This is a genomic window from Pelagibius litoralis (genome assembly GCF_011683915.1).
GTDB classification, from domain to species: Bacteria; Pseudomonadota; Alphaproteobacteria; order Kiloniellales; family Kiloniellaceae; genus Pelagibius; species Pelagibius litoralis.
Window position 1 is genome coordinate 132,991 of the sequence record NZ_JAAQPH010000006.1, and the last position, 13,150, is coordinate 146,140.

Below are 13,150 nucleotides of genomic sequence, written 5' to 3' on the forward strand. Positions count from 1 at the left end.
ACGGACTATCCGTCGGCCGTTGGCGCCAGTTCCGGCAGGGTGAAGATCTCCTTGTCCCCGGTCACCCCGCGCAGGCGGTGATGGCCGAGCGACACCAGGCTATCGGGGATATAGCTTTCGAAGTCCTCGGAGATCAGCAGGGCCACGCCCAGTTCCTTGGTCAGGCTGTCGATCCGCGCGGCCTCATTGGTGGCAGGGCCGATAACCGTGAAGTCCAGACGGGTCGACGAGCCGATGTTGCCGTAGCTGAGGTCGCCCAGATGAAGAGCAAGGCCGAAGCGCAAGGGCGCGCGGCCCTCTTCCGCCAGGGCCGCATTGACGTCCTGCATGCGCGCCAGGGCGTCGCGGGCCGCCTCCAGGGCTTCGGTGCAGGCATTGCGCCCGCAGAACATATCCTTGCCTTCCTTGGACGTACCCGCCTTTTCCATGGGAAAGATCGCCAGCAGGCCGTCGCCGATGAACTTCAGCACCTCGCCGCCGCGGTCCAGCACGGCACCGGCCATGGCCTCGAAGAAGCGGTTGATGAGATCCAGGTAGTCCTCCCGCGAAATGCTGTCGGCCAGGGCGGTCGAACCGCGCAGGTCGCAGTACCAGATGACTGCCGGAATATCCTCGCCGTCGCCCCGCTTGATCAGCCCGTTGAGCACGCGCTGGCCGGTGTAGGCGCCCAGATAGGTGTCGAGCAGCGTCCGCGACATGCGGTGCATGGCATGCACCTCCAGCAGGCGGCTGAGGATCGGCAGAATCTCGTGGATCTGGCCCAGATGCTCGGTGGTGAAGCCGCCCGGGCGGTCCGTCGAGAGCGTGAAGATGTTGATCTTGCCGTTGGAAAAGCGCATCGGCATGGCGACATAATCTGTCGCGCCTTCTTTGATCAGGTCAGCCAGGATCGGATAGTCGGTCGGCGGGTTCGGTCCCTCTAGGCGGCGGCGTATACCGCCGGCACCCTCGAAGATCGGCATCAGCGGGCTTTTGAGATAGGCGTCGGACTGCAGGCCGTAGTGGGGGAAATCGCGCTCATCGACCACCGTCTCGCCGCGGCGCCAGACGAAGGCGTTGCTGGCCATCTGCGGGTGCAGGGTCGGGATGATCACATTCATGCGCGAGATGTCGAAGCCGGCCTCGTTCAGTTGGCGGCCCAGCCGGTCGAGCAGCTCCGCCGAAGACGTGGCTTCCCAGGCTTCGCGCAGCATCCAGGCGGCCAGCGGATTACTGTACTCGGTCAGGCCTTCGCCCGGGTCGATCTCAACCGCCTGGTCCTCTTCGAACCAGGCGTCCATCTTGTTCCAGTAAAACGCGATGTAGCCGCGGATACCCAGGGCTTCCTCGATAGGGTCCTCATAGCTCCAGGCGGCGTTTTCAGCCGATTTCGCACCGACCTCCACGTTCCAATAATTGGCCGTCCCCTTGAAGGGGCAGTAGGTGCGGTGATCGCTCGCCCTCAGAAAACGCAGGGCGACATCCTCGCGGGGCAGATAATAGATCGCCGGCAGGCGGGTCTCGTGCAGCACCAGCGCGCGGTTGCTGTCGGCGATTGTCTCGCCGTTGAAGATCACCTTGACGCGTTTGCCGCTGGGCTCGATGACAATGCGATAATCGCTGGAATCAAGCGTTTCAGGCTGTTTCGGGGCGAGGGGGGCGGCCTCTTGCATGGATGATGGAACCTTTGGAATCACCGGCACCACGGCGTCGTTAAACGCCACCGTGGCCGGGAAGTGACGGATTGTAATCAATATAGGTGTTTCGACTCGTGCTTTCACGCCCTCAGATGCGCCAGGGGGCAAAGGGTCGCAGCAGGCCCCAGGGGTGGAAAGGGCCGGTTTCCGGGAAACCAGGGGTGAAATTCGAATTTTCGGTTCCGAAAATACGAACTTCGCCTTATGCTTGGCCGATGAGGGGTGAAAAGTGAGCGATCCGATCAGAGAAACCGAAACGGACGTACCGCAGGGCGACCGCATCGAATTGAATCAGCGCCAGGAACGGATCATCGACCTGGTCCGTGAGCGCGGCTTTGTCGCCATTGAAGCGCTTGCCGATCATTTCGAGGTAACGCCGCAGACGATCCGCCGCGATATCAATCAGCTCTGTGACCAGGGCCTGCTGCGGCGCTACCATGGCGGCGCCGGGCTGCCGTCTTCGGTTGAGAACCTCGCTTATCAGACCCGGCAGGTATTGAACCGGGGCGCGAAGTCAAGCATCGCCTCTATTGTCGCGGCGCAGGTTCCCGACAATGCCTCTCTTTTCATCAACATCGGCACCACCACCGAAGAGGTGGCAAAGGCGTTGATCGATCACCGCGGGTTGCGCGTGATTACCAATAATCTCAATGTTGCCAATATGTTGGCGGCAAAGCCCGACTTTGAAGTGATCATTGCCGGCGGCCTTGTGCGCAGCCGTGACAGGGGCATCGTGGGCGAGGCGACGCTGGACACCATCCGCCAGTTCAAGGTCGACATCGGGATCGTCGGCATATCGGGGGTCGACGACGACGGCTCGCTGCTGGACTTCGATTATCGCGAGGTCCGCGTGTCGCAGGCGATCATCGCCAATTCAAGGCGTGTCTTCCTGGCGACCGATCACACGAAGTTCGGCCGTAATGCGTTGGTTCGGTTGGGCTCTGTGGATGAAATAGATGCCCTTTTCACCGATCGTCTGCCGTCGCAGGCGATGCAACGGATTCTGGCAGAGGCAGAGGTTGAACTGCACGTAACGGAACCGGAATAGGCCGCCGGTCGTTCCCCCGGCTGTTTCCGGGCCTTCGTGAGTCTCCATAGCTTCAGGGTTCGAAAATTTTCACTTTCGAATATTTTCGATTGTCAGGCTACGGTCAACTAGCCTATGGTTCCTGGAAAGCAATCAAACGCAGGTCGTTCAGGCCGCGAACTTTCCCGCTAATAGGGAAAGGTGTTGGGGAGGCTGTTATTCGGTCATGACCGAGGCAATCGACATTCTTGTCGTGGGCGGCGGCATCAACGGGGCCGGCATCGCACGCGATGCGGCCGGCCGCGGGCTTTCGGTTCTGCTCTGCGAAAAGAACGACCTTGCCAGCGCCACCTCCTCGGCCAGCACCAAGCTGATTCACGGCGGTCTGCGTTATCTGGAATATTACGAATTCCGGCTGGTCCGCGAAGCGCTGATCGAGCGCGAGGTGCTGTTGCGTTCGGCACCCCATATCATCTGGCCGCTGCGTTTTGTGCTGCCCCACAACAAGGGGCTGCGCCCGGCTTGGCTGATCCGCCTCGGTCTTTTCCTCTATGATCACCTTGGCGGGCGCAAGCTGTTGCCCGGGTCGAAGGGTGTCAACCTGCACAGCCATCCGGCGGGGGCGCCTCTGGTTCCGGAACTGCGCAAGGGGTTCGTCTACTCCGACTGCTGGGTTCAGGATTCGCGGCTGGTCGCGCTGAACGCGCTGGATGCGCGCGAGCACGGTGCCGAGGTGCTGACCCGCGTGGAATGTGTCTCGGCGCGCCGCCAGGATGATCGCTGGCATGTTGTGCTGCGCGACCTCAGGAACGGCGAGAAGCGGGAGCTTACGGCGCGGGCCCTGGTCAATGCCGCCGGCCCCTGGACAGCGGAATTCATCGAGCAGCGGGCCGGTCTCAACAAGGCGCAGTCGCTGCGTCTGGTCAAGGGTTCCCACATCGTCGTGCCGAAGATGTTCGATCACGACTACCCTTATATTTTCCAGAACCCCGACGGACGCATCATCTTTGCCATTCCCTATGAGCAGGATTATACCCTGATCGGCACCACCGATGTGGACTTCACGGACGATCCTTCGAAGGTGGAGATCTCCCAAGAGGAAACCGAGTATCTCTGTTCGGCGGTGAATGTCTATTTCACGCGCAAGGTCGCCCCGGAGGACGTTGCCTGGTCCTATTCCGGTGTGCGTCCGCTCTACGACGATGCGGCGTCGAACGCTTCCTCGGCGACGCGCGACTATGTGCTGGAACTGGATCACGGCCCCGGCCGCGCACCCCTGCTGTCGATCTTCGGCGGCAAGATCACGACGTTCCGCAAGCTTTCCGAACACGCCATGGTGAAGCTGGCCGAGGCCATGGGACCCCTGGGCGAACCTTGGACAGCCGATGCGGCCTTGCCCGGCGGTAACATTGCCGATGCCGACTTCGACGGCTACCTGAAGCGCTTCAAGCAGGAGCGGCCCTGGCTGCCGGCGGAATTGGCGTGGCGCTATGCGCGCAACTATGGCACCCGGGCGGAGCAGATCGTCGCCGGTGCGGCTTCTTTGGCGGACCTGGGCGAAGACTTCGGCGATGGCCTTTACGCCGCGGAGATCGATTATCTGCGCGCCCACGAATGGGTCGAAACGGCGGAGGACTTCCTCTGGCGCCGTTCCAAGATGGGGCTTCACGTTACCGACCAGACCAAGCAGAAACTGCAGGCCTGGATGGAGCGGCAGGCTGCCGCGGCACCACGGCAGGAGTCCGCCTGATGGCCCTAACGCTGCAGAATGTCAGCAAGCGCGTCGGTGCGGATATACATATCCGCGATGTCAGCCTGCATCTGGAAACGGGCTCGCTGAACGTGCTTCTGGGACCGACGCTCTCAGGCAAGACTTCGTTGATGCGCCTTATGGCCGGGCTCGACAAGCCGACCGAGGGCGATGTTCTGGTCGACGGTGAAAGCGTGGTCGGCATGGCGGTGCAGAAGCGCAACGTGGCCATGGTCTATCAGCAGTTCATCAACTACCCGACCCTGAGCGTCTACGAGAACATCGCCTCGCCCATGCGTGTTGCCGGCGCCGACAAGGCGACCATAGACGCCAAGGTGCGCGAAGCTGCGGAGCTCCTGAAGCTTGGGGACCTGCTGGACCGCACGCCGCTCCACCTCTCCGGCGGACAGCAGCAACGCACGGCCCTGGCGCGGGCCCTGGTGAAAGGCGCCGACCTGGTGCTGCTCGACGAGCCCCTGGCCAATCTGGACTACAAACTGCGTGAAGAGCTGCGTGTCGAACTGCCGAAAATCTTCGCCAGGACCGGCGCGGTTTTCGTCTATGCAACGACGGAGCCGCATGAGGCGCTGCTGCTCGGTGGCAAGACCGCGACCCTTAGCGAGGGGCGGATCACCCAGTTCGGCACCACCATCGATGTCTACAACCGTCCGGCGGACCTGATCACCGCCAGCACCTTCTCCGATCCGCCGATGAATCTCGTTCCCATGGTCAAGGCCCAGGGGATGATGAGCTTTGGCGGCGGGTCCGTTGCAGTGCCGTCCTCGGCGCAGGATCTTGCCGACGGTGCCTATAAGGTCGGTATCCGGCCCCACCATCTGCTGCTGCATCGGCCGGAGGGCAGCGCCCTGGAGGTGCAGGCCGCCGTCTCGACCACTGAGATTACCGGCTCCGAGAGTTTCATTCATGTCGAGAGCGACGGCGAACGCTGGGTCGCACTGACCCATGGTGTCCACCGGGTAGAGATCGGCGACAGGATTCCGGTCTATCTCGACCCTTCGGCCTTTTTCGTTTTCGACGCTGCCGACCGCTTGGTCGCTGCACCTTCAGGTCTCCGGTAAGGGGCGGTCCATGGCACAGATAACCCTCGACAACCTCGCCCACTCCTATTTTCCCAATCCGCGGAACGAGGCCGATTTCGCCCTGAAGCAGATCGATCATGTCTGGCAGGACGGCGGCGCCTATGCCCTGCTGGGGCCTTCGGGCTGCGGCAAGACCACCTTGCTGAACATCATCTCCGGCCTTCTGGTGCCTTCGAGCGGGCGCATTCTCTTTGGCGATCAGGATGTGACGACCCTGGCCCCGGAGCAGCGCAACATCGCCCAGGTGTTCCAGTTCCCGGTGATCTACGACACCATGACGGTGGCCGAGAACCTGGCCTTCCCGCTGGTGAACCGCAAGGTGCCCCGGGATGAGATCGAGAAGCGGGTGAAGAGTACCATTGCCATGCTGGACCTCGGCGACAAGGCGAACCGCAAGGCCCAGGGCCTGACCGCCGATGAGAAGCAGAAAATTTCGCTGGGCCGCGGGCTGGTGCGCTACGACGTGAACGCCATCCTGTTCGACGAACCGCTGACCGTTATCGATCCGCACATGAAGTGGCAGCTGCGCACGCAGTTGAAGGAACTGCACCGCGAGTTCGGCCACACCATGATCTACGTCACCCACGACCAGACCGAAGCCCTGACCTTCGCCGATAAAGTGGTGGTTATGTATGAAGGCGAGGTGGTGCAGATCGGCACGCCTGAAGAGCTTTTCGACGAACCTGCCCATACTTTCGTCGGCTATTTCATCGGCTCGCCGGGCATGAACGTCCTGCCCTGCGAAGTGGCCGGCAACAGACTTCGCCTCGGCGGGCAGGAGATCGTGCTTCAGCGCAGCTACGACAGCCTGGACGGCGTGGTGGAGATGGGTGTGCGGCCGGAGTTCGTTCGGCTTTCGGGCAACGGCGAGGGCCTGCCGATTTCGATCTCGGCGGTTGAGGACATCGGGCGCTTCAAGATCGTCCGCGCCCAACTCGACGGACGCAGCTTCGATGCGGTGCTGCCGGAGGGAACGGCCGTGCCCAGCGATGCCAGGGCAGTTATCGATTCCAGCCGGATCAACATCTACCGGAATTCCCATCTGGTACGGGGCCTGGGGGCGGGGACATGAACAAGACCTTCAACAACAAAGCCTGGTTCTTCGTTCTGCCGGTTTTCTTTCTGGTCGCGATCTCGGCGATCATTCCGCTGATGACCGTGGTGAACTACTCGGTTCAGGATACTTTCGGGAACAACCAGTTCTTCTGGGCGGGTACCGAGTGGTTCAGCGATATTCTGAGTTCCAGCCGTTTCCATAACGCGCTGATCCGCAATCTCTCTTTCTCCTTCATCATTCTGGCGATTGAGATTCCGCTGGGGATCATTGTCGCGCTGGCGATGCCGCGCAAAGGCATCTGGGTGCCGGTCTGTCTCATCCTGATGGCCTTGCCGCTGCTGATTCCCTGGAACGTGGTCGGCACCATCTGGCAGGTCTTCGGCCGCGCCGACATCGGGCTTCTGGGGGCCAGCCTGGCGGCCCTGGGTATCGAGTACAACTACGCGCAGAACGCCATCGACGCCTGGGTGACCATCGTCGTCATGGATGTCTGGCACTGGACCAGCCTGGTGGTCCTGCTCTGCTATGCCGGGTTGGTGTCGATCCCGGAGGCTTACTACCAGGCGGCGCGCATCGACGGCGCCTCGCGCTGGAAGGTGTTCCGCTATATCCAGCTGCCGAAGATGAACCGCGTGCTGCTGATCGCCGTGCTGCTGCGCTTCATGGACTCCTTCATGATCTATACCGAGCCCTTCGTGCTGACCGGCGGCGGCCCCGGCAATGCGACCACCTTCCTGTCCATCGATCTGGTGAAGCTGGCCATCGGACAGTTCGACCTGGGCCCGGCAGCGGCCATGTCGATCGTCTACTTCCTGATTATTCTGCTGCTGTCCTGGGTGTTCTATACCGTGATGACCAATTACGGGACCGATAAGCCCGACGGCGGCACGGGGGCGGGATGATGAGCAGCCAGACCTCAAAGCGCAGCTTCAAGTGGCTGATCCCGACGATCTACATCATCTTCCTGATGCTGCCGATCTATTGGCTCATCAATATGAGCTTTAAGACCAATCAGGAAATCCTTTCGACCTTCACGCTGTTCCCGGCGGAGCCGACCCTGCGCAACTACGCGGTCATCTTCAGCGATGCCTCCTGGTACAGCGGCTATATCAACTCGATGATCTACGTCGGCCTGAACACGGTGATCTCCGTCTCCGTTGCTTTGCCGGCGGCTTATGCCTTCTCGCGCTACCGCTTTCTCGGCGACAAGCATCTCTTCTTCTGGCTGCTGACCAATCGTATGGCGCCGCCGGCGGTTTTCGCGCTGCCGTTCTTCCAGCTCTACTCGGCCTTCGGCCTCATCGATACCCATATCGCCGTGGCCCTGGCGCACTGCCTCTTCAACGTGCCCCTGGCGGTCTGGATCCTGGAAGGCTTCATGTCCGGCGTTCCCAAAGAGATCGACGAAACCGCCTATCTGGACGGCTATTCCTTCCCGAAGTTCTTCGTGAAGATCTTCGTACCGCTGATCGCCTCGGGCATCGGCGTCGCCGCCTTCTTCTGCTTCATGTTCTCCTGGGTTGAACTGCTGATCGCGCGCACCCTTACCGTGACCGCGGCCAAGCCGATTGCAGCCACAATGACGCGCACGGTCTCGGCCTCCGGCCTGGACTGGGGCGTGCTGGCGGCGGCCGGGGTATTGACCATCATTCCCGGTGCCCTGGTGATCTACTTCGTGCGCAACTACATCGCCAAGGGCTTTGCCCTGGGCCGGGTCTAGAGGAGGGAACGACATGGATTTTTCCTGGATGGCCTGGACGCTGCCGACGGCGCTGTTCTTCGGCACGATTATCTGCCTGCTGGTCGCCATGGGCGTGTGGGAATATTTCCGCCCCGGCGGTTCGCCGCGCATCGGCCTGCTGCGGTTCGAGACGACGCGGGGCGATCGGCTGTTCCTGTCGCTGCTGGGCAGTGCTTTTATCAGTCTGGCCTGGTTGGGAATTGTTGGCCCCAATCTCTGGTGGGCCTTGGCGCTTTGTCTGGTTTATGCGGTGTTTGTATTCCGCTTTGTGTAGGGCTTGTAAGAGTACGATGCGGCGATCTTCCAGGAAAAGCCGCATCAGGTGACAATGAATGAAACCTTAGGGAGGATTTGGAATGAGAAGGTATCTATTAGCAACTGCAGCGGGGCTTTCCCTGGTGCTCAGCGCCGGCGCCGCGCAAGCGGACATGGCCGCCGCGAAGAAGTGGGTTGAGGACGAATTCCAGCCCGCGGCGATCTCCAAAGACGATCAGATGACCGAGATGGAGTGGTTCATCAAAGCCGCCGAGCCCTTCAAGGGCATGGAGATCAAGGTCGTTTCCGAAACTATTACGACCCATGAATACGAGTCCAAAACGCTGGCCAAGGCCTTCGAGGAGATCACCGGTATCAAGGTGAACCACGACCTGATCGGCGAAGGCGATGTCGTCGAGAAGCTGCAGACGCAAATGCAGTCCGGCGAGAACATCTATGATGCCTACATCAACGACTCCGACCTGATCGGCACCCATTGGCGCTATCAGCAGGTGCGGATCCTGACCGACTGGATGGCGGGCGAGGGTAAAGACGTCACCCTGCCGACATTGGATCTCGACGATTTTGTCGGCAAGTCTTTCACCACCGGCCCGGACGGCAAGCTCTACCAGCTTCCTTCCCAGCAGTTCGCGAACCTCTACTGGTTCCGCTACGACTGGTTCACCGACCCCGCGATCAAGGCGGACTTCAAGGCGAAGTACGGCTACGACCTGGGCGTTCCGGTCAACTGGTCGGCCTATGAGGACATTGCCGAGTTCTTCACCGGCCGTGAGATCGACGGTAAAAAAGTCTATGGCCACATGGACTACGGCAAGAAGGACCCTTCGCTCGGTTGGCGCTTCACCGATGCCTGGCTGTCCATGGCCGGCAACGGCGATCCTGGCGAGCCAAACGGCCTGCCGGTCGATGAATGGGGCATTCGCGTCAATGAGAACAGCCAGCCCGTCGGCTCCTGCGTTGCCCGCGGTGGCGACACCAATGGCCCGGCTGCGGTCTATTCCATTACCAAGTACATTGACTGGCTGAAGAACTACGCGCCGCCTGCCGCTGCGGGTATGGTCTTCGGCGAGGCCGGGCCGGTTCCGGCTCAGGGTGAGATCGCCCAGCAGATCTTCTGGTACACCGCTTTCACCGCCGACATGGTGAAAGAGGGCATTCCCGTGGTGAACGACGACGGTACGCCGAAGTGGCGTATGGCGCCGTCGCCGCGCGGTGCCTATTGGGCGGAAGGCCAGAAGCTCGGCTATCAGGATGCCGGTTCCTGGACCCTGATGAAGTCGACCCCGGTCGACCGTGCCAAGGCGGCCTGGCTTTATGCCCAGTTCGTCACCTCCAAGACCGTGGACGTGAAGAAGAGCCACGTCGGCCTCACCTTCATCCGCGAAAGCACCATCCAGCACGACAGCTTCACCGAGCGTGCGCCGAACCTGGGTGGCCTGATCGAGTTCTACCGCTCGCCGGCCCGTGTTCAGTGGTCGCCGACCGGCACCAACGTGCCTGACTATCCGAAACTGGCACAGCTCTGGTGGCAGAACATCGGCGATGCTTCTTCCGGTGCCAAGACGCCGCAGGAAGCCATGGACGCGCTCTGCGAAGCCCAGGAGAAGGTTCTGTCGCGTCTCGAGCGTGCCGGTGTCCAGGGCGACATCGGTCCCAAGTTGAACGAGCCGCAGGACGTGTCCTATTGGCTTGGTCAGCCGGGTGCGCCGAAGGCGAAGCTCGACAACGAGAAGCCGACACCCCAGACCGTCGACTACGACGAGCTGGTGAAGAGCTGGAGCAACTAATTTAGAGAAACATGTTTCTCACTGTCAGGGGCGGCCTTAGGCCGCCCCTTTTTTTGTCTTTGCTAATCTTCATCCGACTCTCGTTTTTCTGTGAACCATTCCTCCAGTCCCTTCGTAAAGAAAGCTATCGGTCATCGAACCGGTTCAACGAAAACCTAGAAAGAATTTGGAGGACTGTAATGCGTCGTACCCCATTCGTGGGCCGGCTCATGGTGCTCTGCGCTACCCTTCTGGTAGTTGCAGCTTGCGCATCACGGGGGGCTGAATCCCAAAAAGATATCGTCGATATCGCCGCGGGCGATGATCGCTTTTCAACCCTGGTAGCGGCGGTTCAGGCTGCGGACCTGGTGGATACCCTGAAGAGTAAGGGGCCCTTCACGGTCTTCGCGCCGACCAACGACGCCTTTGCCAAGCTTCCGGCCGGCACCGTTGAGAACCTGCTGAAGCCGGAGAACAAGGACCAGCTTGTTGCGGTGCTGACCTATCACGTTCTCGCCGGCAAGACGCTGTCCAAGGACATTGCGGGCAAGAAGCTCTCCGTCGCGACGGTTCAGGGTTCGACCGTCGATATTGATGCGACCTCCGGCGTGAAGGTCGACAACGCCAACGTCATCATCGCCGATATTATGGCTTCGAACGGGGTGATCCACGCAATCGACAGCGTGATTCTGCCGTAGCTTCGATCTTACTGACGCAACACTGGCCGGCGCCCCTTTTTCGGGGCGCCGGTTTGTTTCCAGTAATGTCCTCGTTGGTCAGCGGCCGCTCTGCGCCGTTGCGATAAGCGCGGTCAGCACGGCGATATCGGCCGTGTTGCGCGCGGGCAGGCTTTGGTCCTGCAGGAATTGCCGGACCGCGCCGCCAAGATCCTGCGCCGCCGTTGTATAGCCGAGTGCGGTCAGAAACTCGGAAGTGGAAACCTCCGGGCCACGGCGGATCGGGCTGCCGGCATTGGGGAGGGTGGCCCGGCCGAGTTGACTGCCGCGCTGTGTCATGGCCGCGCTGTTGGCCAAGGCGCCGCCCTGGGCCGCTGTGCGAACAAAGTGGTCGGCGACGACACGCAGCTCTCCGGCAGTCATGACGAAGGGCGGCAGTGCCAATTCGGTGGGACCGGCCTCGCAGAGATTGACCGCCCCGCTGTCCGCGCCCTTGCATCCGAAATAAAGAGAGATGGCGTGCGGCCAGTCGGCGCGGTAGCCGGCCCGCAGAAAGACCGCCGCGCCGCGCGCTTCCTCCGCTTTCAGGGGGGCGTCGTTCCACTGCAGGCCCAGCCAGCCGGTTTTCAGACCGATTGGCTGACTCAACTCCATAACCGCCCAGTTGTTGGTGAGGTTCGCCAGGCTTATGCCGCCAGCCGGATTGTAGCCCGGTGCAGTTGTGAAGCGGGTGACTTTGGAGTCGGCGAGAAAACGATCCTTCTGATAAGCGGCAATGAAATGCAGCTCCTGAGGTGTCCACCAGCGGCCCTCACGGCTGGCGTAGAGGCACTGTGCCTGGGTCAGGACCTGCTGCGGGCCGATCAAAATGCCGTTGCAGAAGCCGCGGCCGGCAAGATTGACCCGCCCGAGCGTACTCCAGGGATACTCATGGGCGTCGGCGAAGAAGCGGCCCCCGAACGAAGCGGCCGTTCCTTTGGTCGCCGCCGTTTCGGGAGACTGCGCCGGCTCGAACTGTGGGGCCTGCTGCTTGGCAGCACAGGCCTGGAGCAGAAGCAGGAAAAGGGCCATCAGGCCGACCTTGGCAAGATGCCCGGCGGCCGGGCTTACGAAAAAGGTGCTTCTGCGGATTGCGGTCATGTGTGTTTCCCTTTTGCATGGCGCGGTAATAAACCCCTCCGGTTTCCGGCGCCCGTCTCCCAGCGGTCTTATAGCCCGCTTCCCCGCTTTCGGCTTGATCATTCTGGGGTGGCCGCTCCGTACTTGTGGCCCGGCCTGGGGCGCCGTGGCATACTCCGCGCCGGTCGCTTATATGCAATCCATCCGGAGGCTCTCTCATGTTTTTGTCGCTGCCACGCCTTGTGACGGCTGTTCTGTTCTCTGCCTTACTCGTTACAACGGCGCAGGCGCAGGATAATTCCCCAGCTGCAACCGGACCGAGCGGCGGGCCCTTGGCCGGCGTCGCCGTCCTGCAACTGGTGGTCGCGCCGCTGAGTGCAGAAAGTGCCCGTTGCGGCCTGCAGGCCGACCTGGTGAAGGAGTCGTTTCAGCAGCCCCTGACCACGGAAGGGCTTGGCCTGCAGAAATCCGCCCATGTCCGCATCATCGTGAAGGCAACCACGGTGATCTACACCGAGACCACCTGCATATCGAATATCGAGGCCTCGGCAGTGCAGAACACCCGCTATTTCGACCGAAAGACGGGGACGGAGCGAGCAGGGCAGGTTCTGCTCTGGCAGGAATCCGGCCTTTTCGTCACCGGCGAGCGGGATCATGTCGTGCTGACCAACATCGGTTTTCGCGATCTCGCCCGCTCCTTCATTCGGAAATGGAAGATCGATCAGTAAGATAACACCAAAGCGACGATTATATTTGTAAAATACAACCTTGGGATTGTGCTGCGGCGAAATTCGCGATAGGATTTCTATCAAAGCGGTAGTAGGGCCTGTTGTTCAGGGCTCTCTTCCCCAAGCAAGCTTCCCTTTACCTGCCCCCGCCTCCCTCCCCGGCGGGGGCGTTTCCTTTTGGGGCGGGGCTTTTAGCGCTCCGGCCAAGCCTGAAGCGTGGAGGTGGCTGCGCA

The 13,150-nt window shown here is 61.3% G+C and carries 12 protein-coding genes; 10 read left to right on the forward strand and 2 right to left on the reverse strand.

The window, feature by feature from the left end; genetic code table 11:
- Positions 1-5: 5 nt before the first annotated feature.
- Positions 6-1,652, reverse strand: a complete 1,647-nt coding sequence (locus tag HBA54_RS09675; protein WP_167223887.1) for a DUF427 domain-containing protein — start codon at positions 1,650-1,652, stop codon at positions 6-8.
- 253 nt (positions 1,653-1,905) lie between these two features.
- Here HBA54_RS09675 and HBA54_RS09680 point away from each other — a divergent pair, with 253 nt between their 5' ends.
- From HBA54_RS09680 to HBA54_RS09720, 9 genes are all read left to right on the forward strand, one after another.
- Positions 1,906-2,724: a DeoR/GlpR family transcriptional regulator gene (locus HBA54_RS09680; RefSeq protein ID WP_322096008.1), complete on the forward strand. Its 819-nt coding sequence runs from the start codon at positions 1,906-1,908 to the stop codon at positions 2,722-2,724.
- A 205-nt stretch (positions 2,725-2,929) separates the two neighbouring features.
- A complete protein-coding gene (gene glpD / locus HBA54_RS09685; RefSeq protein ID WP_167223889.1) occupies positions 2,930-4,453 on the forward strand; it encodes a glycerol-3-phosphate dehydrogenase in 1,524 nt (507 codons plus the stop codon).
- Entirely contained in the window at positions 4,453-5,532 is a 1,080-nt protein-coding gene (locus HBA54_RS09690) for an ABC transporter ATP-binding protein (protein WP_167223891.1), read from the forward strand. The genes glpD and HBA54_RS09690 overlap by 1 nt, the downstream gene beginning before the upstream one ends.
- Positions 5,533-5,542: 10 nt before the next feature.
- Entirely contained in the window at positions 5,543-6,625 is a 1,083-nt protein-coding gene (locus tag HBA54_RS09695) for an ABC transporter ATP-binding protein (protein ID WP_167223893.1), read from the forward strand.
- Positions 6,622-7,512 (forward strand): carbohydrate ABC transporter permease, encoded by an 891-nt coding sequence (locus HBA54_RS09700; RefSeq protein ID WP_167223895.1) that lies wholly within the window; start codon positions 6,622-6,624, stop codon positions 7,510-7,512. The genes HBA54_RS09695 and HBA54_RS09700 overlap by 4 nt, the downstream gene beginning before the upstream one ends.
- A complete protein-coding gene (locus tag HBA54_RS09705; protein WP_322096009.1) occupies positions 7,509-8,330 on the forward strand; it encodes a carbohydrate ABC transporter permease in 822 nt (273 codons plus the stop codon). Before HBA54_RS09700 ends, HBA54_RS09705 begins: the two co-directional genes overlap by 4 nt.
- Positions 8,331-8,343: 13 nt before the next feature.
- Positions 8,344-8,625: a DUF2160 domain-containing protein gene (locus tag HBA54_RS09710; RefSeq protein ID WP_167223897.1), complete on the forward strand. Its 282-nt coding sequence runs from the start codon at positions 8,344-8,346 to the stop codon at positions 8,623-8,625.
- Positions 8,626-8,707: 82 nt separating this feature from the next.
- The gene (locus HBA54_RS09715; protein ID WP_167223899.1) at positions 8,708-10,414 is read left to right on the forward strand and encodes an ABC transporter substrate-binding protein; all 1,707 of its coding nucleotides are present in this window, start codon (positions 8,708-8,710) and stop codon (positions 10,412-10,414) included.
- 179 nt (positions 10,415-10,593) lie between these two features.
- Positions 10,594-11,091, forward strand: coding sequence for a fasciclin domain-containing protein (locus tag HBA54_RS09720; protein WP_167223901.1), 498 nt, complete (start codon positions 10,594-10,596; stop codon positions 11,089-11,091).
- Between the two features lie 78 nt (positions 11,092-11,169).
- On the opposite strand, the gene HBA54_RS09725 is transcribed toward HBA54_RS09720, so the two are convergent.
- Entirely contained in the window at positions 11,170-12,210 is a 1,041-nt protein-coding gene (locus HBA54_RS09725; protein ID WP_167223903.1) for a trypsin-like serine peptidase, read from the reverse strand.
- Positions 12,211-12,407: 197 nt separating this feature from the next.
- Between HBA54_RS09725 and HBA54_RS09730 the strand changes: the two genes are divergently transcribed.
- Positions 12,408-12,917 (forward strand): hypothetical protein, encoded by a 510-nt coding sequence (locus HBA54_RS09730; RefSeq protein WP_167223905.1) that lies wholly within the window; start codon positions 12,408-12,410, stop codon positions 12,915-12,917.
- Positions 12,918-13,150 lie beyond the last annotated feature (233 nt).